The organism is Azospirillum sp. TSO35-2 (genome assembly GCF_003116095.1).
GTDB lineage: Bacteria > Pseudomonadota > Alphaproteobacteria > Azospirillales > Azospirillaceae > Azospirillum.
Genome location: NZ_LGRA01000008.1, coordinates 754,210 through 774,898, shown reverse-complemented (window position 1 = coordinate 774,898; position 20,689 = coordinate 754,210). Strand labels below are relative to the sequence as shown.

Below are 20,689 nucleotides of genomic sequence, written 5' to 3'. Positions count from 1 at the left end.
ACTCAATAGTATCTGGAAGATACCGTCTGAAGCCGGCCATTGCCGTTCGGCATCACGCGCCCTGGCCCTGTGCGAGGGGAAGTGGAGGAGCATCCAATGAATCTGTCGGATTACACGAGGCATGACGCACTGGGGCTTGCGGCTCTCATCGCGAACAAGGAGGTGAGCGCCGCGGAGGTGTCGGCGGCCGCGCTCCAGGCCATCGAGCTGGTCAACCCGACCGTGAACGCGGTGGTCGAGAGTTGGAGCGACGAGACACCGCGTGGCGGCACCCAGACTCCGCCGTTCTTCGGCGTGCCGTTTCTGATAAAAGATCTGGCGGTTGGTATGGAGGGGCGGCGCAACGAACTGGGCAGCCGGTTGGCCGAAGGCATTGTCGCGCCATCCGATTCATCGCTAATGAGCCGATTCCGTGACGCCGGTCTGGTGACGATCGGTCGGACGTCGACGCCGGAATTTGCGATCAGCACGACCACCGAGCCTGTCGCTACCGGCCCCACCCGCAACCCCTGGGATCCCGGCCGCAGCGCGGGCGGTTCAAGCGGCGGAGCCGGGGCGGCTGTTGCCTCGGGCATGGTGCCAGTGGCCCACGCCACCGACGGTGGCGGCTCGATCCGTGTGCCGGCTGCAAGCGTCGGCGCCTTCGGTATGAAGCCGACACGTGGCCGAGTAACGAACGGCCCTGCGGTGGACGAGGTATGGAGCGGACTCGTGGTTCAGTTCGCGATCAGCCGCACGGTCCGCGACAGCGCCGCGCTGTTGGACGCGGTTCACGGGGGTGACATCGGCGAACCCTATTACATCACTCCACCGGAGCGGCCGTACTTGTCCGAAGTGGGGCGTGATCCCGGCAGGCTGAAGATTGGCTTCCTGCTTCATCCCCTCAACGGCAGCAGGACTGCGGACGGCGTCGCCGCGGCGACCAGCCGGACGGCACGACTTTGTGAAAGCCTGGGGCACCATGTCGACGATGTGACCCTCGACATCGGGGTGAGCTGGGACGGCTTCGTACACGCCAACGCGCAGTTTTGGACCGCCAACACAGCGGCCTGGATGGAGTTCATCGCGTCGATCTCCGGCCGCGCCATCGATCCCTCGATCCTCGAACCGGCTACACTGGCGGTTTACGCGTCGGGCCGAAGGGTGAGCGGTCTTGATTTTCTCGGGGCACTGAACGTTCGCAACACCGTCACACGGCAGGTCGGACAGTTCTTTACGCGATATGATGTTCTGCTGACCCCAACCGTTCCTGACCTGCCGCCGGCGATCGGCGAATACAACGAGGGACAGGAGACGCTCGACGGACTGCAGTGGGTCGACCACGTGTTCCGCCGCTCCCCGTTCACTGCACTTGCCAATGTCGCAGGCTTGCCTGCGATGTCCATGCCGTTGTTCACAGACATCGATAGTGGCCTGCCAGTCGGGTCCCAGTTCGTAGCCGGATTTGGACGCGAGGATCTGCTGTTCCGCTTGGCCAGCCAGCTTGAAGCGGCGGTGCCGTGGATTGAACGCCAACCCGCGGTCTGGGCGGGCAACTGATCGGCTCATCCGGCCACCAGGTTGACCACCATCTGGCGGCGTCGAAGTTGGGCTTCGACGTCGCCCGATCTTCTGGATCGCCTACAGCCAACCTGACAACACCGGATGCATCCTCTCGGCCAGTCGGATCGGATTTCCCTCTTGCGCCAGGGGGGCCGTCCATACAAGGTTCTAAGCGTCGTGCACTTGCTCGCATGATCGCTTTATACCCGCTCAAGGCGGTGTGGCCCCGGCCGCGAGGACGCGGCACAATATGGGGGAGCGTGAGCGGCGGTGGAACAATGGTTGCGCTTAACCTGACAGCGCAAATTCTGGCGGGATGTGGAAAATCACCCGGCTTGTTTTGCCAGCACCTTAAGCGGGCCCTTCTTTTTGCCGCGCTCGGCCCGATCAAGGATTTCAGAAATGATCCTCATCACATGCTTGCCGGCATTCGGGATACTGTTGTTCTGAGTGCTGATTTGCGCACCCTCGAGCATGAAGCTGATCTCCACCGCGGCAGCCTCCGGGTCTGGAATGCCCGCCCCTTCACAAAGCATCGCCACCCGCTGCGCCTGCCTCTTCTTATGGGCTTCAATCAGCAAACGAACGGGATCATTCGGGTCGGGCAGTTCCGCGATCGAGTTGATGAATGGGCATCCTCGATGCGACGTCGTTGCCAGAGTATCAGCGATGTGCTTGGCCCAACCATACAACTGGGCGCGGGGATCTCCCGGGTAGGTCTTCTCAAGGTTATCCAGAATGGCGGCGTATTGCGCCGTCACAATCCGGATCCATTCTGCGATTAGGTTTTCCTTGGAGCCAAAATGCCGATAGACCGCGGCTTTGGTCGTTTCGGCTTTGGTGGCAACGTCCTCGACCGTTACACGCCGGATGCCCAAGTTGAAGAATAGGTCTTCTGCAGCATCAAGAATTCGCTCTTTTGGAGGGAGCCGCATGATTCGGCCTTCGCGCATGTTCATTCCCCCTTTGGTGAGCATCAGCGAGGAATGTAGTTGGGCTGCTCCGTGTAGGCAAATCCCAAACGGCATCGTGTTATGGCTCTGTTGCAAACTCCTGCTCTAGCAGGCTGCTGAAAAAACGGCCGGCCCTGTCGTTGACGGGCTGACCAGGGCGTCATACGCGCACCGCGATGCTGGAGGCGAACGGTGGACGCGTCTTCGTCAGGCGGGCGGCGGGTGCAACCGCGTGTCCAGCGCAAACCGCTCCTGGGAGCGCCGTGTGTAGGACCCGGCCGCCAGAGACGCGACGAACAGAAGATTCCAGCTGTGCGGGGACACGGCGCTCGGGATGAGGACAAACTTGTGCGCGTTCAGCACAGCATCGCCGAACTGCTGCTGCCCAAAGCTGGGGATGCCGGGACGGAGCCAGTTGGGGTTGGGCACGTCGGCCGAAGTGACGACATGGACGGCGGCGGGGTCGGTGATGGTCAGCGCCGTCAGCGCGTGCGGCACGGTGTCCAGCGCCGTGAAGCCCTTGTGCACCGCGACCTCGAGGATCGCGGTCGCCGGGTCGAGAGAGCAGTAGACGGCGCGAACCCCTTTGCTGTTCCAGCGGCCGCCGAAGCGGTAGGCCCCTTCGCCGCTGTCCCAAGTCGTGCGGAAGGGCTCCGGGTCGAGGCGCCACGCGACCAGCTCGGTGCCGCCCAGCGCCGCCGGCAAGGGTGTCACGTGTAAACCCCGGAAGCCATCCGCCCCAGGTAATCCTCGACCATCTCGACCCCGGCGGGGGTGTCCAGCAGGTCCAGCGGACGGTTGTTGTCCAGCCCGATGGCCGGACGCTCCAGCCACTGCTCGGCCTCCTCCTGCGAGCCGAAGACCTCGGAGGCCCGGGCCAAAATCTCGGCCAGCTTCCAGGTCCGGCCACCCTGCTCAGGGCTGAGCGGCTTGTCCGGCGCTCCCTTGCGACGCTGGTAGGTGCGCACGCTCATACCCACGGCGGACTCGATGCTCGCCGGCTTGAGGACCCGCAGGTGGGTCACGAGATGGTACAGCGCGCCGCCCGGCAAGCCCGTCTTGATGGCGTTGTGGGCATCCAATTGCGTCACCACCGGGCGCTTGAACACCCGCGGACCACCGAGCAGGTCGGTGACCCGCTGATAGGTTCCCGCCTCCCCCCGTCCAGCGTCGGATCCGACCGCGGGCATGGCATTCTCCGTCACGTGTCACTTTAAATGTGACACGTGACGCAACGGGATTCAAGCGACCACCTCGCCCACGCCCGACCATCCCCCCTCCGCCAGCACGGCGGGAGCATGGAGCGGCTCATGCACGAGGAAGCGCATGGACTGAAGCGGCGGCTGGTACGCGGCCATGGTTCTGCTCCTCAGTTGCGCAGGGGCTTGCCTACGTCCAGCATGTGTCGGATGCGGGCGCGGGTCGCCGGTTCCCGGACCAAGGCGGACAGGGCCTCCCGCTCAAGCGCGGCGAGCGCGTCTTCGTCTATGGGGGTCTGCGGGCCGGCCTCGGGTCCGCCGCAGCACACGCCGGCCAGCCAGTCCGCGACCAGTTCGTCATGGGGGCTGGCCCGCCCGCCCTGCCGCCAGCCCTGGACGATTGCCCGCAAATTCTCCCGCTCCGCCAGACCGGGCAGGACGACGACGCCGACGCCGGGCGCGCGGTAGCCCTCGGCCAGCGCAATCGCATTTGCCTTGGCGTCGCCCAGCAGCCGGTCGCGGCCCATGGTAATGCCGTCCTCCGGCCGCAGATAGCCGAGCGTCCGCGCCTCCAGCGCCGAACCGGTGATGCGCGCGCCGGCGATGGTCTCGAAGGCGGCCTGTGCCGCTCCCATCGGGCCGGCGGGCCGGTCGGTCCTGCGGCCCCAGCGCAGCAGCAATTCCGCCGTGCCGCGCCAGCCCGGAACGATGCCGACCTTCAGCTCGACCAGCCCGATGTAGGTCTCGGCATGGGCCTGGATGGCGTCGCAATGCAGCAGCACCTCGCAGCCGCCGCCGACCGCCAGCCCGGCCGGCGCGCCGACCACCGGGATGGCGGCGTGCTTCAGCGCGCGGAAGGCCGCTTGCCCGTCCGCTACAAAGCGTTCCAGGGCGGTGAAATCCTCCGCCTCCAGCCGCTCGACGAAATAGCCGAGGTTGGCCCCGGCGGAGAAGGCGCGCGGGTTGTCGTTGTAGAGGACGAGGGCGCGGAACTCCGCCGGCACCCGTTCCGCCGCCTCCGCGACCATGGCGAGGATGCCGTGGTCGATGGCGTTCATCTTGGTGTGGAACTCCAGGCAGGCGACGCCGTCGCCCAGATCCCAGACCGATGCCGACCCGTTGCCGGCGAAGCGCGGCCCGTGCTCCTTCACTTCGGCCAGATCGAGCACGCCCTGCGGCCGGCGGGCGGGCGTCCAGGCGCCGGCGGTGGTTCGGGTCTCCCGCCCCGTGTCGGTGCGGCGGTAGAAGCCGCCCTGCGCGGCGGCGGCGGCGAGCAGGGGCGGCACGTCGCGCCCCTCCGCCGCCAGCCGGTCGGCGATGGCGGCGCAGCCGACCCGGTCGGCCAGCGCGAACGGCCCCTCGGCCCAGCCATAGCCAAGCCGCATGGCGGTGTCGATGGCCGCCACGTCGTCGGCGATCTCCCCCGCCACGGCGGCGGTGTAGGCGATGCTGTTGGACAGCACCGCCCAGGCGTAGCGCCCAGCCGCATCCTCCTGCCGGATCAGCGCCGCCAGATCGCGGTTGGCCGCGGCGTCGGCCTGCGGACGATACTCCCCGGTGGCGAGATCCAGCGCCTCGCGCGCCTTGCTGCCGGGGGCGAGGCGGTAGAAGCCGCCCTTGGCCTTGCGCCCGATCCGCCCCTCAGCGATCAGGCGGCGGATCAGCGGCTCGGCGGTCAAATCGTGGCGGTGGTGGGCATCCCCGCCGGGCAGGGCGCCCAGCAGGCTGCCCCACACCAGCGGCACCAGATCGATGCCGACGAGATCCAGCAGCCCGAAGATGCCCGTACGCGGCACGCCGAACGGCGCACCGGCCACCGCATCCGCCTGCTCCACCGTCAGACCGTGGCGCAACGCCTCGATGGCGGCGACCGACATCCAGTGGCAGCCCAGCCGGTTGGCGATGAAGGCCGGCGTGTCGCGGCAGTCCACCACGGTCTTGCCCAGCACCGTCTCCGCAGCATCGCGGACCAGGGCCGCGGTCTCCGGCGCGGTGTCGGGGCCGGTGACCAGTTCCATCAGCCGCATGTGGCGCGGCGGGTTGAAGAAATGGGTGATGACGAAGTCGCGGCGGAACGCCTCCGACGCCCCGTCCGTCAGCTGCGCCAGCGGGATGGTCGAGGTGTTGGAGGACACCGCCGCCCCGGGCTTGCGCAGCGCATCCAGCCGGGCGAACAGCCGGCGCTTCACCGCCGGATCCTCGACCACCGCTTCGACGATCCAGTCGGCGTTGGCGACGGCGGCCAGATCGTCCTCGATGCAGCCGACCTCGACCAGCGTCGCGGCGGACGGGGCCATGAAGCCCTGCGCCTTCAGCTGCCGTTCCAGGCCGGCACGGGCCGGGGCGGCACGGTCTTCGCCGGGGCCGGCGACGTCGAGCAGCAGAACCGGCACGCCGCCGTTGGCGAACTGCGCGGCGATGCCCGATCCCATGGATCCGGCGCCGATCACCGCGACCTTGCGGACGGCTCTTTCCATCACGCGCGCTCCGGACGAGTGGCGGGCAAGCGGGTGCGGCCCGCGGCGAAGGCATGGTTCATCGCATTTGATCCTTGAGTACGGCCAACGGGGCTCGGGCGCTGTAGGATAGGACTTGCGCAGTTCGCGTTTCAGCGGCTTGCCGGCGGTGTCGCGGCGCAGGATGTCGAGGAGCTCGATCCGCTCGGGCACCTTGAAATGGGCCGGATGCTGGCGGACATCGGCGACCAGGACGCCGCCGGTGAAAGCGCGCCATTGCGCCGGGCGCTGCGGGCCAGCGTTGCGCCGATGCTGTCGGTCCGGGCCAAGGCGATGGCCTCCATGCGTTCATCCTCCCTTATGCTTGCGCCGGCAAACATACTTGTTGGAATGCATATTACTCGTGAGTAGGATGAGGCAGATTGATGTGCTGGTCAACAGTGTGTGCGGCGATCAATCCGCCATGGCCGCTGCGGCTGTCGGCACGACGGACGGAAGCGGAGGGGAATTCACCGTGGCGGGTGCGCTGAGCTGAATCGCCCGCTGGTACCAGCCGAACGGCGGCCCCAGCGCCCACGACATCGCCGCCCAGTGCATCGATCTGCAGATCGACGGCCTGGGCAAAACCAGAACATCCGGGGAGGACCATGACAACCAATCCAACGGCCAATTCAGCCGGGGTCCGATCGGACCTTCAGGGGCCGGGCGCACCCCATCCCGACGCGGTCGGGCGCGTCGCCGTGATCGGCGCCGGCACCATCGGCGCCAGTTGGGCGGCGCTGTTTCTGTCCAGGGGGATGAGCGTCGCCATCAGCGACCCCAATCCCGCCGCGGAAGCCGTGGTGCGCGGCCTGATCGCCAAATCCTGGCCGGCGCTGGAACGGCTGGGCCTCGCCCCCGGCGCCGATCCGGAGAAATGGAGCTTCCACACCGACCCGTGCGATGCGGCGCGCGGTGCCCGCTTCGTCCAGGAAAACGCGCCGGAGCGCGATGAGGTCAAGCGCGCGCTCTACGCCATGCTGGAAGAGGTGCTGGACGACGGCGTGATCGTGGCCTCCAGCACCTCCGGCCTGATCATGAGCGAGCTGCAGCGGGGATGCCGCGTGCCGGGACGCTTCGCCGTCGGCCACCCCTTCAACCCGCCGCACCTGATCCCGCTGGTCGAGGTGGTCGGCGGCCGGGACACGACGGCCGGCACGATCGAATGGCTGATGGCCTTCTACCGCGCGGTCGGCAAACGCCCGATCCGCTTGAACCGCGAGGTACCCGGCCATCTCGCCAACCGCCTCCAGGCGGCGCTCTGGCGCGAGGCGGTGCATGCGGTCGCCACCGGGCTGGCCAGCGTGGAGGATGTGGACACCGCCATCGCGGAGGGGCCCGGCCTGCGCTGGGCGATCATGGGGCCGAACATGATCTTCAACCTCGCCGGCGGTGAGGGCGGCATGTCCCACTTCCTCGACCATATTGGCCCGGCGATGGAAGACTGGTGGCGGGATCTCGGCACCCCGGCACTGACGCCGCAGGTGCGCGACCAGCTGGCCGCCGGCATGCGGGATGCGCTGCACGGCCGGTCCCAGGCCGATCTGGCGCAGGAGCGCGACCAACTGCTCATGGCGCTGATCGAAACCCTGCAGCAGGAACGCCGGACGCTGCGCACCGGCCGCTGACCGGCCTCGACATCACGGAAAACAAGGGAGGAGACAGCCATGAAACGTACCGACAAGGTCATCATCACCTGCGCGGTGACCGGTTCGATCCACACGCCGACCATGTCGCCCCACCTGCCGGTCACGCCTGACGAGATCGCCCGCGACGCCGTGGCGGCGGCGGAGGCCGGTGCGGCGATGCTCCACCTGCACGCCCGCGATCCGGAGACGGGCAAGCCCTCGCCCTCGCCGGACCTGTTCATGGAATTCCTGCCGCGCATCAAGCAGCAGACCGCGGCCATCCTGAACATCACCACCGGCGGCGGCCTGGGCATGACGCTGGACGAGCGGCTGGCCGCGGCCAAGCGGGCGCAGCCGGAAGTCGCGTCGATGAACATGGGATCGATGAACTTCAACATCTCCGGCGCCGCGGCGAAGTTCGACAGCTTCAAGCACGATTGGGAGAAGCCCTATCTGGAATCGACCACCGACTTCATCCTGTCCAACACCTTCGCGCAGATCGAGCGCGGCATGCGCGAGCTGGGCGATGTCGGCACCCGGTTCGAGTTCGAGTGCTACGACGTCGGCCATCTCTACACGCTGGCGCATTTCGCCGACCGCGGCATCGTCAAGCCGCCCTTCTTCACGCAATGCATCTTCGGAATCCTCGGCGGCATCGGCCCGGATCCGGAAAACCTGATGCACATGAAGGCCACGGCCGACCGGCTGTTCGGCAACGACTATTACCTGTCGGTGCTGGCCGCCGGACGCCACCAGATGTCCTTCGTCACGCTGAGCGCCATCCTCGGCGGCAACGTCCGGGTCGGGCTGGAGGACAGCCTCTATGCCGGACGCGGCAAGCTGGCGACCTCCAACGCCGAACAGGTCGCCAAGATCCGCCGCATCCTCGAAGAGTTGAGCCTGGAGATCGCCACGCCGGAGGAGGCGCGCGCGATGCTGCAGACCAAGGGTGGCGACAACGTCGCCTTCTGATCGTCCGAAAAACCAATCAAACAGGGAGGAAACATCCATGAAACGCTGGATTCTGGCCGCGGCCGCCTGCTCCGCAGCACTGATCGCCGGAGCCGCCCACGCCCAAATCTCCGACGGCAAGGTCAAGATCGCCGTCCTGAACGACATGACCGGCGTCTATGCCGACCCGACCGGTATGGGCTCGGTCGAGGCGGTGCGCATGGCGGTGGAGGAGATGGGCGGCAAGGTCGCCGGCAAGCCGGTCGAGGTGATCTTCGCCGACCACCAGAACAAGGCGGACATCGGCGCGTCGCTGGTGAACAAGTGGATCGACACCGAGCAGGTGGACGTCATCGTCGACGTCCCCACGTCGTCCGTCGCGCTGGCGGTCCAGGAAATCACCAAGCGCAAGAACCGCGTCTTCCTGATTTCCGGCGGCGGTGCCGCACAGCTGACCGGGGAGGCCTGTTCGCCGACCACGGCTCACTGGACCTACGACACCTATGCGCTGGCGCAGGGCATGGGCAAGGCGGGCGCGAAGATCCTGGGCGACAGCTGGTACTTCCTGACCGTGGACTACGCCTTCGGCCATGCGCTGGAGCAGTCGCTGACCGAGGTGCTGAAGGCCAACGGCGCCAAGGTCACCGGCTCCGTCCGCCACCCGCTGAACACCGCCGACTTCTCCTCCTACCTGCTGCAGGCGCAGGGGTCGGGGGCGAAGGTCATCGCGCTCGCCAATGCCGGCGGCGACACCGCCAACTCGATCAAGCAGGCGCAGGAGTTCGGCCTTCCGCAGGGCGGGCAGACCTTGGCGAGCCTGCTGATGTTCCCCACCGACGTGCATTCCCTGGGTCTCAAGGCGGCGCAGGGGCTGGTGCTGATGGATGGCTGGAACGCCGACCGCGACGACGATGCCCGCGCCTTCGCCAAGGCCTATATAGCCAGGACCGGCAAGATGCCCAGCATGATCCAGACCGGCAGCTATTCCGCCGTGCGCCATTACCTGAAGGCCATCGAGGCCGCCGGCACCGACGAGGCCAAGGCGGTGATGGTGAAGATGCGCGAGACGCCGGTGAACGACGCCTTCGCCAAGGGCGGCACGCTGCGCGCCGACGGCCGCATGGTCCACGACATGTACCTGATGCAGGTGAAGAGCCCGGCCGAATCCAAGGGGCCGTGGGACTATTACAAGGTGCTGACCACCATCCCGGGCAACGAGGCCTACCGCCCCATCGACAAGGGCGGCTGCCCGCTGGTGAAGTAATCCGGCAGGCCCCCGGCCGCGTTGGAGAACTGGCGCGGCTGGGGAGCGCTTCTTCGGGTTCTGATGAACGTTGGCGCACAAATCGCCGCGAGGGCGGAGACCACCGGCGGCCCGTGGTGATCAGGCGGCCTTGCGGGTGACCGGCATGCCCAAATCGATGACCACCGTGACCGGCGTGGAACACCGGCAAAGCCGTTGTCCCAACAACCGCGCTGAGAATTCGCACCAGCCGACCGCCTGGGTGAGCCCGCCAAGCGGCGCAGCAGGTGTCGCTGGGTGGCCGCTATCCCCTCTCCTTGCCTCCGTTCGGGTTGACGTGGCAATGCCGCATCACCGGCGCGGTCATTCCGGTCAGCGATGAGCCGACAGGATCAAATCGGAAGCCTTTTCACCGACCATGATGGCAGCGGCGTTGGTGTTTCCAGTCGTCAACGTGGGGAATATCGAGGCATCCGCAACCCGCAGGTTGGTGATGCCGTGGACCCTGAGGGCAGCGTCGACGACATCCTCTGCCGGATCCGGCCCCATCCGACAGGTGCTGACCGGGTGATAGACGGTGCCCGCACGCGCCCGGCAATCGTCAAGCATGGCCTCGTCGGAGGTCACCGACGGCCCGGGTGCCAACTCCTCGGCGATGACGGCCGAGAGCGCCGGCGTTGCCGCGATCCTGCGAACGAGCCTGGAAGCCACGATCATTTCCTGCTGGTCGAACTCTGTCGAAAGATAGTTCGGGTGGATGGCGGGGGAAGCGGAAGCATCGGGCGAGCGGAGCGCGAGATGTCCGCGGCTGGTCGGCCGCGTCGGCTGGGCGGCAAGCGCAAAGCCGGGAAAGGGGTCGGGCCGCATCAGCGGGCGTTTGCCGGGGGGCGCCTTGGTGTAGCTCATCGGCGAGAAGAACAGCTGCATGTTCGGCGCAGCAAGACCCGGCGCGGTGTGCACGAAGCCGCCGGCGTGGTTGATGCCAAGCGACAACGGGCCGGTTCGGCTGAGCAGATATTGCAGGCCGTAGCGCAGTCGACCCATGAACGGGGAAAGCTGGTTGTTGAGGGTCGGCACACGGGAGCGGAACAGATAGTCGATGCACAGATGGTCCTGCAGATGACGACCGACACCCTCCAGCGCCGCGACCACCGGGATGCCCAGCGTTTGCAGCAGGGCGCCCGGCCCGACACCGGAAAGCTGCAGCAGTTGCGGTGAATTGATGGCCCCCGCCGACAGGATGACCTCGCGCCGCGCCCGCGCCGTGTGCTCGTTCCCATTCTGCCGGTAACGGATCCCGGTGGCCCGTTTGCCATCGAACAGGATCGTCTGGGTGAACGCCCCGGTCTCCACGCGCAGGTTCGCACGCCCCCGTGCCGGCCGGAGATAGGCCCGCGCGGCCGACATCCGCATGCCGTCCTTGGTCGTGATCTGATAGACGCCGAAACCGTCCAACTCCGGCCCGTTGAAATCGGTATTCTTCCGCATCCCCAGTTCGGCGCCGGCCTTCAGGAAGCTCTGGCAAAGCGGATGGACATCGTTCTCCTTGCTTTCGATGCGCACCGGGCCATCGGCACCGCGCAGGCTGTCCGCGCCGCGATCATTGCTTTCCAGTTTCTTGAAATAGGGCAGCACCTCATCCCAACCCCAGCCGGGGTTGCCCATCGCCGCCCAGCCATCGAAGTCGGACGAATGGCCGCGCACGAAGATCATGGCGTTGATTGCGCTGGAGCCGCCAAGAGCCTTGCCGCGCGGCCAGTAGGATTGCCGACCGTTCAGCCCCTGGTCGGGCTCGGTCATGTACATCCAGTTGCAGCGTTTGTCGTAAAATGCCTTCCCATAGCCGATCGGCATCATCAGCCAGAACGACCGGTCGCTCCCGCCGGCCTCCACCAGAAGCACGGAAAACCGGCCGCTTTCGGAAAGCCGGCTCGCCAGCACGCAGCCGGCCGAACCCGCGCCCACGACGATGAAATCATACTCCGCCATCGTTCGGTCGCCCTAGCGTGCATCGATCAGGAAGAGCTTCCGGACCGGCTCATGGATGGTCCATTCTCCCGTCCACCCTTGCGGCAGGACCAGCAGGTCGCCGGCGGCAAGGTCGCGCTCACCGCTGCCGTCCGCGTTGCGCACCGACGCGCGGCCCGAGAGGATGTGGCAGTACTCGCCGGCGTTCTTGCGGTCGGCGGTAAAGCGGCCCGCGGTGCATTCCCACAGGCCGATCTTCGTTCGGCCATCCGGGGACGTCCAGAGCAGGGTCGACGCTTCCTGCTGCCCCTCCTGAAGGGCCGTCGGTTTGGGCGCGAAAACGCCGAGCGGGAGTGCGGAAAGCCCCGCGAAAACTTCCAGGCTGGTCATGCTTCCATTACTCCGGAACGCGTATGTCGATTATTTGCTGCGGGCGCCGAAAATCTGGGCGAGCGTCATCACGACGACGGTGATGACGATCATGATCGTCGATATGGCGGCAATGGTCGGGTCGATCTGGTCTCTCAGCGCATTGAACATGTTGCGCGTGAGCGTCGGGTTGTCGCCGCCCGAGACGAACATTGCGACGACCACCTCGTCGAACGAGGTCAGGAATGACAGAAGCGCCGCGGTCACGACCGCGAAGCGAACCTGCGGAAGGGTCACCGTGAGGAACGCCTTCCAGCGCGGCGCGCCGAGCGAACGCGCGGCATCCTCCTGCGCCATGTCGAAGGACTTGAAGGCGGAGCCGACGACGATCACCACCAGGGGGAGGGCCAGCACGGTGTGGGCAAACACCAGTCCCGTGACGGTGTAGAGCAGGTCGAGTTTGACATAGACGTAGAAGGCGCCGATGGCGACCAGGACCAGGGGCACCATCATCGGCGTGATGAGCAGCACGAAGGCCAGCCGGACGAACGCGACCTTCGCGGTGTGCAGTGCGTAGGCGGCCAGCACGCCGAGCGGCGTTGCGACCACCATGGTGAGCACCGCGACCTTGAGCGAGGTGCGCGTTGCCAGCATCCAGTCCGGCGAGTCGACATAGTGCTCATACCAACGCAAGGACCAGCGCGTGGGCGGAAATTCCAGATACTGGCTGTCGGAAAAGGACATCGGGATCACGATGAAGGTCGGGATCACCAGGAACAGAATGACGAGAGCGGCCAGGGCGTAGAGCCAGAGTCGGCCGCCATGGGTCACCTGTGTTTCCGTTGCGGGCGATTGGAACCAGTTCAGCATCAGTGGCCGCTCCCCGCGATCTGGGTGAGGTTGAGAAAACGTGACGCAATCCACAGGATGGCGACGGTCAGCGCCAGCAGCACGACGCCGAGCGCGCTGGCGGCTCCCCAATTCACGAAAAGCTGGATGTTGGACACGATCTTCATCGACACCATGATGACCTTGCCGCCGCCAAGCACGGCGGGGGTGACGAAGAAGCCCAGGCACAGGATGAACACCATCAGGGCGCCGGCGAACAGCCCCGGCAAGGTCAGCGGACAGAAGACGGTCCAGAAGGCGCGGGTGGGCGATGCACCGAGATTGGCGGCGGCCTTCACCAGATCGACGTCGATCGATTTCATCGCACCGTAGACCGGCAGGATGAGGAAGGGCAGCATGATGTGGACCATGCCGACCAGGGTGCCCGTCATATCGTGGACCATCCTGACCGGCTCGTCCCACAGGCCGAAGGCCATCGCAGATTTGTTGATCAGTCCCTCCCTCTGCAGCAGCACCAGCCAGGCATAGGTGCGCACCAGCAGCGACGTCCAGAAGGGCAGCAGCACGGCGATCATGAAGAGGTTCGCGAGGCGGCCGGGCAACTGCGACAGGAAATAGGCGAACGGATATCCGATCAGAATCGCAAGCCCCGTCGTCAGCAGGCTGACCTCGAAGGTTGTGGTGAAGATGCGCTCGTATGATTTCTGCTCGATCATGCGGGCGTAGTTTTCAAGCGAGAAGCCGCCGTCGGCTCCGACGAAGGACAGATAAAAAAGCCATCCGACCGGAAGCACCAGAATGACCAGCACCAGCAGCAAGGCCGGAGAGCTGAGGCCAAAAAGCTTGAGTCGCTCGATCCGGGCATCCCGCCTCAGACCGTCGGCGTTGAGTTCGGCGATCGCTGTTCCGGCCATGGTCAGCACCCGCTTCCGTCGATCACCGCGGCATCGTCGGGAGCAAGGTTGAGTGTGACCCTGTCGCCGATCGTCGGCATGGCGGAAAGGTTTGCCCCCCGGACGGCTCCGCGCATGGTCAGCAGGGTTCCGTCGACCAGTTCGGACTGCAACAGGTAGCTGTCGCCCTGGTAGACGACCTCCCGCACCGTGGCGGCAAATTGGTTGCTCTCCGGCGCCACGCTCTGTCCGTCCCGCACCAGCGTCACGCGTTCCGGGCGGATCATCAGCAGCAGGTTGTCGGCCTCGGGCACCGGACCGTTGATCGTCAGCGCCATATCGCCGAAGGCGACGCCGCGACCGCTCCGCCGCACCGGAAGAAAGGTGGAATCGCCGATGAAATCGGCGACGAACCGATTGGCCGGCCGATCATACAGCTCTCGCGGCGTCGCGAGTTGCATGATCCTGCCATGATTGACCACGGCGATCCGGTCGGACATGGTCAGCGCTTCGCGCTGGTCGTGGGTCACATACACGGTGGTCATGCCGAGCTTGTCATGCAGATGCCGGAGTTCGATCTGCATCTGGTCGCGCAGCTTCTTGTCGAGGGCGGACAGCGGCTCGTCCATCAGCAGGATGCGCGGCTCGAACACGATGGAGCGCGCCAGCGCCACCCGCTGGCGTTGGCCGCCGGAAAGCTGCCCGATGCGCCGGCTCCCATAGCCGCCGAGTTGAACGGTTTCCAAAGCCCGCTCGACCCGTTCGGTGATCTCCGCTTTCGGGACGTTGCGCAGACGCAGCGGGTAGGCGACATTGCCCGCCACGGTCATGTGGGGAAACAAGGCATAGTTCTGGAAGGTCATGCCGACGTCGCGAAGATGCGGCGGGGTTCGGATCACCTCGCGATCGCCGAATTTCAGGCTGCCCCGATCCGGCCGGGTAAAACCTGCCAACACCATCAGAAGCGTCGTCTTGCCCGAGCCGGACGGACCCAGAAGGGTCAGAAACTCTCCGCTGACGACGTCCAGTGAAACGTCGTCGAGCGCGTGCACGCTGCCATAGGTCTTCGTTACGTGGCTGACTCTGATGGGCAAGGCTTCGGTTTGTCGCGCCGTCAAGTTATTGCTCCTGTAACAACTGGCTCTTCAAGCCATTACTGCCGGACCGCTGCTGTTTGGCCGGGAGGGCAAGACACCCCGCTGCGGCGGACTCTTCGGGAGGGCGCACTCCATACCGACCGGCACCGTCCCGGGAGCCCTGCCCGCTCAGTCCTGCCCGCTCTCGGCCGCCGCCTTCGCTGCGATTACTCGGTCTGCATTTCCTGATACTTCTCGGTCGCGTAAGTCTCCCACTTGGAGTACCAGGCGAGTGAGAGCGACAGCTGTCTGGCGGCGTTGTCCGGCGAGGACGGGAGCCCGGCGGCAACCTCCTTGGTGATCACGCCGGTTTCGTACGCCAGTTTGTTGGTCGGACCGTACGTGATGTATTTCGGCAGATCGTCCTGGTATTCGGGTTTGGAAATCTCGGCCAGGAACCGCATCGCCTCAGCCTTGTGCGGCGCGCCCTTGGGAATGGCGAAGCAGTCGTAATCGAGAAGCGCCTGGTTGAAGCTGTAGGCGACCTTCGCGCCATCCGCCCTGGCGTTGTCGAAGCGGCCGCTCCAGCCGGTCGTCATGTCGACCTCGCCATCCTTCATCAACTGCGCGTGCTGGGCGCCGGAGGTCCAGAACACGCGGATATGGGGCTTCAGTTGCCGGATCTTGTCGATGGCGCGCTGAATTCCCTCCTTGGAATCCAGCACCTCGTAAACCTTGTCGGGCGGCACGCCGTCAGCCATCAGCGCCGGCTCCAGCGCACCGGCGACGCTGCCGCCGCGGTAGGCGCGGGTTCCCGGGAACGTCTTGACGTCCCAGAAGTCAGCCCAGCTCCGCGGTTCGTTCGTGCCGTATTTGGCGGTGTTCCAGGCAAAAACATTGGAAAAGACATCGCCACCGACGCAGTATTTCGACGTCATGTTCGGATAGAAGTGCGAGACGTCGATCACGCTGTAGTCGAGCGGCTCGAGCAACCCTTCGTCACCCGCGCGCGCGGCCGATCCGGAGCCGCTGGCGACGATGTCGAACGTCACCTTGCCGGAGTTGACCTGCAGGCGGACATCGGACATGCCCCCATAGGTTTCCTGCTTGAGAGCGATGCCCAGATTTTTCGCGGCGGGCTCGAACAGCGCCTTGCTTTGCGCGGCCTGATAAGAGCCGCCCCATGAAGCGACCGTCAGAGCCTTCTGCTGCGCCATTGCCGTGGAGGAAAAGAGCGCCACCGCAACCAATGTCCAGGCCGTCGTCTTGATCATCGTCCCTCTCCGTAAGAAATCATACCTTTGGAGGCGGTATGTTGTTTTGTTGTCGCGTTGTCCGGCTCAGTCGGAATTGGCCGGCGTGGAAAGCCGGCTTTTTGCCCAATCGCGGTTGTCCTTGAACCGGTAGTAGGCGACGGCCGCCGGCAGGAACCACGGCTTGCCGTTGTAAAAGGGGCGGGTCGGATGCGGAATGTCGTCGAACGCCGTCCGCCCTTCGATGAGCCCGAGGATCGTCTGTCCAGCCCTCATGCCGAGATAACTCGCCATCGACACGCCGGAACCGCAATAGCCGAGCGCGTAATGAAGTCCGTCATGGCGACCGGTGTGCGCCAACTCGTCGAACGAATAGGCAACCAACCCCGACCAGGCGTGGCTGATGGCAGCACCGGACAGCTCCGGAAAGATGCGGCACATGGCGGTGCGCAGCCGCGGCGCGCTCGTTGCCGGGTCGACCTCCGCCGCGGAAACACGGCCGCCGAAGAGCACGCGCCGCCGGTCGGGGCTGGCGCGATAGTAATAGAGGACCTTGCAGGTGTCGCTGGCGATGCGCCCGGTCGGGAAGAGCCGGTCGATGGTGTCTTCCGGCAACTCCTCCGTTGCGATGATGTAGCTGCCGATCGGGATGACGCGGCGCTGGAGCCATGGCACGGTGGAGCCGGTGTAGCCGTTGGTCGCGATCAGGACGTCGCGTGCCCGGACCGGGCCTTTTTCGGTTTTGACGTGAAACTCACGGCCGACCCGTTCGACACCGGTGACCCGGCAATGGCCGGCGATCTTCACGCCGGCCTCGAGGGCACGCACCATCAGGGCGCGGTGGTACTTGGCGGGATGTATGGCGCAGTGCTTCGTGTAGACGACGCCGCCGTGATAGGCGTCGCTGCCAAGCTCCTTGTGCTGTTCGGAGCGCGGAACGGCAAAGCTTTCGATGCCTTCCTCCCGGGCAAGCACCTCCGCCTCGCGCACGAGGGTCTCGTAATGCTGCGGCGTGTGCGCGGCGTGAAAGCGGCCCTTGCGCTCGAAGTTGCAGTCGAACCCCTCCGACTCCACGAAATCGCCGAACCATCGCAGGGCATCGGCACCGGCCTGACGGATCGCCCTGGCCTTCCTCTCGCCGAAGCGGGCCGACAGTTTTGCCAGCGACGGCTTGACGCTGGTGCTGATCTGGCCGCCATTCCGCGTGCTGCAACCGAAGCCGGGTTCCTCCGCCTCGAGCACCAGGACGGAGCGGCCGCCGCGCGCCGCCACCAGAGCGGCGTTGAGGCCGGTGTAGCCGGAACCGACCACCACCAGATCCGCGCGGCTCTCCGGAGCCGGAAGCGTTGCCGGCGCGGGTCCCAGATGGGTGTTCCAATAAGGGGTTGTGCTGAATTCCACGTCGCGCATGCCACCGTCCTGTTCGTGCCCGGCACTTGTGCGGTGCTGTGGCGGATTGTCTTGTTCTTGCACCAAACAATAAGGGAAAATTGGACGGCCAGTTATATCCAATCTGATAAACTGCCCAGACCAATTTCACGGCGAGGTTCAGCGCAGCGCCGGCAGATCCCGAACAATCTGGATCCCCTTGCGCAGCTCCTCCGGCGGCGTGCAGCCGAAGCCGAAGACCAGTCCATTCTGCGCGATGGGAGCAAGGCAGTAACGGGAAAGAGGGGCGAGGATGACCCCCTTCTGGGCCGCTTGGTCGGCGACCTGCTGCGCGTCGATGTGCGGCGACAGGTACGCCACGGCGTGGAATCCGCTTTGGGTGCTTTGCAGGCGCACCGAGTCCGGCAGCGTGGCCGCCGCCTCCTTCAAGGCATCGTACCGCGCCTTGTAGAGCCGGCGCATCAGCCGGATGTGCGTTGCGAAATGCCCCTCGTCCATGAAGTCGGCAACGATCGCCTGGGTCACCGTGGGGGGGCCGCTCACCCATGCCGCAAAGGTCTGGTCGAAAGCCGCGACCATGCGCTCCGGAACCAGAATGAACCCGAGCCGCAGAGAGGGAAACAGCGACTTTGAAAAGGTGCCGACATACAGCACCCGTCCTGACGTGTCCGTGGTGTAAAGCGCCGGCTGCGGCGCGTTTTCAAAGTAGAATTCGCCGTCGTAATCGTCTTCGATCACCAGTCCCTGGGCCTCCTCCACCGCGCGCAGCAACTCGAACCGGCGGGCCAGCGACATGACATGGCCGAGTGGTTGCTGGTGGGTCGGCGTTACGAAGGCCAGCCGGAAATGGGGCGACTTGGCAAGGCCGTCGCGCACGATCATGCCTTCCTCGTCCACGTCGACGGGCACCAGTTCGGCGCCTTCGGAGAGAAAGGCGTTGCGCGCCCCGGAGGCGCCGGGATTTTCCATCCAGATCCGATCGCCCGGGTTGAGCAGCGTATGGGCGATCAGGGCGAAGCCGTGCTGGGCGCCGCAGGTGATGAAAATCTGCTCCTCGTGGCATCGGATGCCCTTCAGCGCGCTGAGATGGGTCGCGATGGCGCAGCGCAGGGCGCGCAGCCCCTTGGGTTCGCCATACCCCATCACGGCGCTGCGCGTGCCGCGCAGGTGTCGGGCGGACAGCCGTGCCCATTGCGCCATGGGGAAGGCGTCGAGCGCCGGCAGAGCCGTTATGAAGGCGCGCGGCTCGTGCGGCAGCCAGGTGCGCTGCGCATAGGCGGCGGCGGCATGGGTGATCGTATAGGAAAGGCGCGGCTTGCGTTGGTTGGGCACCGGACCGGCCGGTGCATGGGCGGGGCGCTGGGCGTCGAGCACGTCGCTGACATAGGTGCCGGCACCGACGCGCGAGACCAGCATGCCATCGATCGTCAGCCGCTCGATGGCATCGATCACCGTGGTGCGGGACACGCCGAGTTCGTGCGCCAGGATGCGCGTCGCCGGGAGCCGCTCCCCCGCGCGCAACCCTCCGGACAGGATGATGTCGCGCAACGCCATGTAGAGCTGGACGCTGACCCCCTTGCGGGCGGTGCGGTCCAGATGGATCGACGACAGCAGGGCGCCTGCGGCGTTTTTCATCGGTCGCGTCCTCGGTGCCGGAAATTGGTCTGGAACAAGTTCGGGAATGGATATCCCTTCCGCACCAATCATTGCGCTAAGGTCGCTGCAGACGCAAGTCCGTCTCACCCTTCCGCCAGAGCATTCCGGACATTATGAAACTCAAGAAAATCGAAACCTTCGCCAGCGAGTTCGTATGCTTTGTTCGTGCGACCGCGGAAGATGGCGCCGTCGGCTGGGGGCAGGTCGCGCCTTACTGCGCCGACATAACGGCCACCGTTCTTCACCGCCAGGTGGCGCCCCATGCGCTGGGGACGGACTGCGCGGACATCGACGCGATGCTCGACCGGGTGCGGGACAAGGAGCACAAGTTTCCCGGCGCCTATCTTCGCCGGGCCATGGGCGGCATCGACACCGCGCTCTGGGACATGGCCGGAAAGCGGGCGGGAAAGCCGGTATGCAGCCTGATCGGCGGCACGCCCGGCCCGCTGCGGGCGTATGCATCCTCGATGAAGCGCGACATCACGCCGGAGGATGAGAAGGAGCGGTTCTTGCGGCTGAGGAACGAGTTCGGCTTCGATGCCTTCAAGTTTCGCATCGGCGCCGAGGTCGGCCACGACACCGACGAATGGCCGGGGCGCACCGACGCGATCGTTCCGATGATCGCGGGCGCGCTGGGCGCCGAGGCGTCGCTGTTGGTCGACGCCAACTCCTGCTATTCGCCGGCGAAAGCCATCGAGGTCGGCCGGTTTCTCCAGGACAACGGAATTTCCCACTACGAGGAACCCTGCCCCTACTGGGAGTTCGAACAGACGCGGGAGGTCACCGAGGCGCTCGACATCGATGTGACCGGCGGCGAGCAGGACTGCATGTTGGAGAACTGGCGGCTGATGATAAGGGATCGGGTCGTCGACGTGCTGCAGCCCGACATCTGCTATCTCGGCGGCCTGTCGCGCAGCCTCCGGGTGGCCCGGATGGCCGAGGCGGCCGGCCTGCCGGTCACGCCGCACAGCGCGAATCTGTCCATGGTGACGCTGTTCACCATGCACTACCTGCGCGCCATCGCCCGTCCCGGCAAGTATCTCGAATTCTCGATCGAGGGGCAGGACTACTACCCCTGGCAGGAGGGGCTGTTCGTGAACGACCCGTACAAGGTCGAGGACGGCAAGGTGACGGTGTCCGACGCGCCGGGCTGGGGTGTCGACATCAGCCCCGAATGGTTGGCGAAATCGCGCTATCAGGCCAGTGAACTGGAAGGCTGAGGACA

Annotated in this window: 18 protein-coding genes; 6 read left to right on the top strand and 12 right to left on the bottom strand. The window is 65.8% G+C overall.

The features are described 5' to 3' along the window. Positions 1 to 96: 96 nt before the first annotated feature. The gene (locus TSO352_RS04975) at positions 97 to 1,539 is read left to right on the top strand and encodes an amidase (RefSeq protein WP_109106219.1); all 1,443 of its coding nucleotides are present in this window, start codon (positions 97 to 99) and stop codon (positions 1,537 to 1,539) included. Positions 1,540 to 1,868: 329 nt separating this feature from the next. Here the strand turns inward: TSO352_RS04975 and TSO352_RS04970 are convergent, their stop codons facing one another. The 4 genes from TSO352_RS04970 to TSO352_RS04955 all read right to left on the bottom strand — a co-directional run bounded on the left by TSO352_RS04970 (position 1,869) and on the right by TSO352_RS04955 (position 6,171). Continuing rightward, entirely contained in the window at positions 1,869 to 2,501 is a 633-nt protein-coding gene (locus tag TSO352_RS04970) for a TetR/AcrR family transcriptional regulator (protein ID WP_109106218.1), read from the bottom strand. A 201-nt stretch (positions 2,502 to 2,702) separates the two neighbouring features. Continuing rightward, positions 2,703 to 3,209, bottom strand: coding sequence for an RES domain-containing protein (locus TSO352_RS04965; RefSeq protein ID WP_109106217.1), 507 nt, complete (start codon positions 3,207 to 3,209; stop codon positions 2,703 to 2,705). Continuing rightward, complete coding sequence (locus TSO352_RS04960) at positions 3,206 to 3,685, bottom strand: antitoxin Xre/MbcA/ParS toxin-binding domain-containing protein (RefSeq protein WP_109106216.1); 480 nt, start codon at positions 3,683 to 3,685, stop codon at positions 3,206 to 3,208. Before TSO352_RS04960 ends, TSO352_RS04965 begins: the two co-directional genes overlap by 4 nt. 179 nt (positions 3,686 to 3,864) lie before the next feature. Next, positions 3,865 to 6,171, bottom strand: coding sequence for a 3-hydroxyacyl-CoA dehydrogenase/enoyl-CoA hydratase family protein (locus tag TSO352_RS04955; RefSeq protein WP_109106684.1), 2,307 nt, complete (start codon positions 6,169 to 6,171; stop codon positions 3,865 to 3,867). A 207-nt stretch (positions 6,172 to 6,378) separates the two neighbouring features. Here TSO352_RS04955 and TSO352_RS04950 point away from each other — a divergent pair, with 207 nt between their 5' ends. From TSO352_RS04950 to TSO352_RS04935, 4 genes are all read left to right on the top strand, one after another. Next, a complete protein-coding gene (locus TSO352_RS04950) occupies positions 6,379 to 6,561 on the top strand; it encodes a hypothetical protein (protein ID WP_146210709.1) in 183 nt (60 codons plus the stop codon). 236 nt (positions 6,562 to 6,797) lie between these two features. After that, on the top strand, positions 6,798 to 7,817 hold the full coding sequence (locus TSO352_RS04945; RefSeq protein ID WP_109106214.1) for a 3-hydroxyacyl-CoA dehydrogenase NAD-binding domain-containing protein: 1,020 nt from the start codon (positions 6,798 to 6,800) through the stop codon (positions 7,815 to 7,817). 39 nt (positions 7,818 to 7,856) lie between these two features. Further along, positions 7,857 to 8,789: a 3-keto-5-aminohexanoate cleavage protein gene (locus TSO352_RS04940; protein ID WP_109106213.1), complete on the top strand. Its 933-nt coding sequence runs from the start codon at positions 7,857 to 7,859 to the stop codon at positions 8,787 to 8,789. A gap of 37 nt (positions 8,790 to 8,826) precedes the next feature. Continuing rightward, positions 8,827 to 10,032: an ABC transporter substrate-binding protein gene (locus TSO352_RS04935; RefSeq protein WP_109106212.1), complete on the top strand. Its 1,206-nt coding sequence runs from the start codon at positions 8,827 to 8,829 to the stop codon at positions 10,030 to 10,032. A gap of 351 nt (positions 10,033 to 10,383) precedes the next feature. Here the strand turns inward: TSO352_RS04935 and TSO352_RS04930 are convergent, their stop codons facing one another. The 8 genes from TSO352_RS04930 to TSO352_RS04895 form a co-directional block, all read right to left on the bottom strand. Continuing rightward, positions 10,384 to 12,000: a GMC family oxidoreductase N-terminal domain-containing protein gene (locus tag TSO352_RS04930; RefSeq protein ID WP_109106211.1), complete on the bottom strand. Its 1,617-nt coding sequence runs from the start codon at positions 11,998 to 12,000 to the stop codon at positions 10,384 to 10,386. Positions 12,001 to 12,012: 12 nt separating this feature from the next. Next, positions 12,013 to 12,369, bottom strand: a complete 357-nt coding sequence (locus tag TSO352_RS04925) for a cupin domain-containing protein (RefSeq protein WP_109106210.1) — start codon at positions 12,367 to 12,369, stop codon at positions 12,013 to 12,015. 30 nt (positions 12,370 to 12,399) lie between these two features. Further along, positions 12,400 to 13,218, bottom strand: coding sequence for an ABC transporter permease (locus TSO352_RS04920; RefSeq protein ID WP_109106209.1), 819 nt, complete (start codon positions 13,216 to 13,218; stop codon positions 12,400 to 12,402). Further along, positions 13,218 to 14,111, bottom strand: coding sequence for an ABC transporter permease (locus tag TSO352_RS04915; RefSeq protein WP_109106208.1), 894 nt, complete (start codon positions 14,109 to 14,111; stop codon positions 13,218 to 13,220). Before TSO352_RS04915 ends, TSO352_RS04920 begins: the two co-directional genes overlap by 1 nt. A gap of 2 nt (positions 14,112 to 14,113) precedes the next feature. Beyond that, complete coding sequence (locus TSO352_RS04910) at positions 14,114 to 15,208, bottom strand: ABC transporter ATP-binding protein (RefSeq protein ID WP_109106207.1); 1,095 nt, start codon at positions 15,206 to 15,208, stop codon at positions 14,114 to 14,116. A gap of 185 nt (positions 15,209 to 15,393) precedes the next feature. Continuing rightward, complete coding sequence (locus tag TSO352_RS04905; protein ID WP_109106206.1) at positions 15,394 to 16,440, bottom strand: ABC transporter substrate-binding protein; 1,047 nt, start codon at positions 16,438 to 16,440, stop codon at positions 15,394 to 15,396. Positions 16,441 to 16,506: 66 nt separating this feature from the next. Further along, positions 16,507 to 17,829, bottom strand: coding sequence for an FAD-binding oxidoreductase (locus tag TSO352_RS04900; protein WP_109106205.1), 1,323 nt, complete (start codon positions 17,827 to 17,829; stop codon positions 16,507 to 16,509). 138 nt (positions 17,830 to 17,967) lie between these two features. After that, entirely contained in the window at positions 17,968 to 19,515 is a 1,548-nt protein-coding gene (locus TSO352_RS04895) for a PLP-dependent aminotransferase family protein (RefSeq protein ID WP_199231485.1), read from the bottom strand. 62 nt (positions 19,516 to 19,577) lie between these two features. Here TSO352_RS04895 and TSO352_RS04890 point away from each other — a divergent pair, with 62 nt between their 5' ends. Beyond that, positions 19,578 to 20,684, top strand: coding sequence for a mandelate racemase/muconate lactonizing enzyme family protein (locus TSO352_RS04890; protein WP_109106203.1), 1,107 nt, complete (start codon positions 19,578 to 19,580; stop codon positions 20,682 to 20,684). Positions 20,685 to 20,689 lie beyond the last annotated feature (5 nt).

Bases quoted from the DNA above. Each gene is read 5' to 3' on its own strand.
- TSO352_RS04940 (WP_109106213.1), top strand. From the start codon at position 7,857: ATGAAACGTACCGACAAGGTCATCATCACCTGCGCGGTGACCGGTTCG.
- TSO352_RS04915 (WP_109106208.1), bottom strand. From the start codon at position 14,111: ATGGCCGGAACAGCGATCGCCGAACTCAACGCCGACGGTCTGAGGCGG.
- TSO352_RS04890 (WP_109106203.1), top strand. From the start codon at position 19,578: ATGAAACTCAAGAAAATCGAAACCTTCGCCAGCGAGTTCGTATGCTTT.
- TSO352_RS04900 (WP_109106205.1), bottom strand. From the start codon at position 17,829: ATGCGCGACGTGGAATTCAGCACAACCCCTTATTGGAACACCCATCTG.
- TSO352_RS04950 (WP_146210709.1), top strand. From the start codon at position 6,379: ATGCTGGCGGACATCGGCGACCAGGACGCCGCCGGTGAAAGCGCGCCA.
- TSO352_RS04935 (WP_109106212.1), top strand. From the start codon at position 8,827: ATGAAACGCTGGATTCTGGCCGCGGCCGCCTGCTCCGCAGCACTGATC.
- TSO352_RS04975 (WP_109106219.1), top strand. From the start codon at position 97: ATGAATCTGTCGGATTACACGAGGCATGACGCACTGGGGCTTGCGGCT.
- TSO352_RS04905 (WP_109106206.1), bottom strand. From the start codon at position 16,440: ATGATCAAGACGACGGCCTGGACATTGGTTGCGGTGGCGCTCTTTTCC.
- TSO352_RS04960 (WP_109106216.1), bottom strand. From the start codon at position 3,685: ATGCCCGCGGTCGGATCCGACGCTGGACGGGGGGAGGCGGGAACCTAT.
- TSO352_RS04930 (WP_109106211.1), bottom strand. From the start codon at position 12,000: ATGGCGGAGTATGATTTCATCGTCGTGGGCGCGGGTTCGGCCGGCTGC.
- TSO352_RS04925 (WP_109106210.1), bottom strand. From the start codon at position 12,369: ATGACCAGCCTGGAAGTTTTCGCGGGGCTTTCCGCACTCCCGCTCGGC.
- TSO352_RS04895 (WP_199231485.1), bottom strand. From the start codon at position 19,515: ATGATTGGTGCGGAAGGGATATCCATTCCCGAACTTGTTCCAGACCAA.
- TSO352_RS04970 (WP_109106218.1), bottom strand. From the start codon at position 2,501: ATGAACATGCGCGAAGGCCGAATCATGCGGCTCCCTCCAAAAGAGCGA.
- TSO352_RS04945 (WP_109106214.1), top strand. From the start codon at position 6,798: ATGACAACCAATCCAACGGCCAATTCAGCCGGGGTCCGATCGGACCTT.
- TSO352_RS04955 (WP_109106684.1), bottom strand. From the start codon at position 6,171: ATGGAAAGAGCCGTCCGCAAGGTCGCGGTGATCGGCGCCGGATCCATG.
- TSO352_RS04920 (WP_109106209.1), bottom strand. From the start codon at position 13,218: ATGCTGAACTGGTTCCAATCGCCCGCAACGGAAACACAGGTGACCCAT.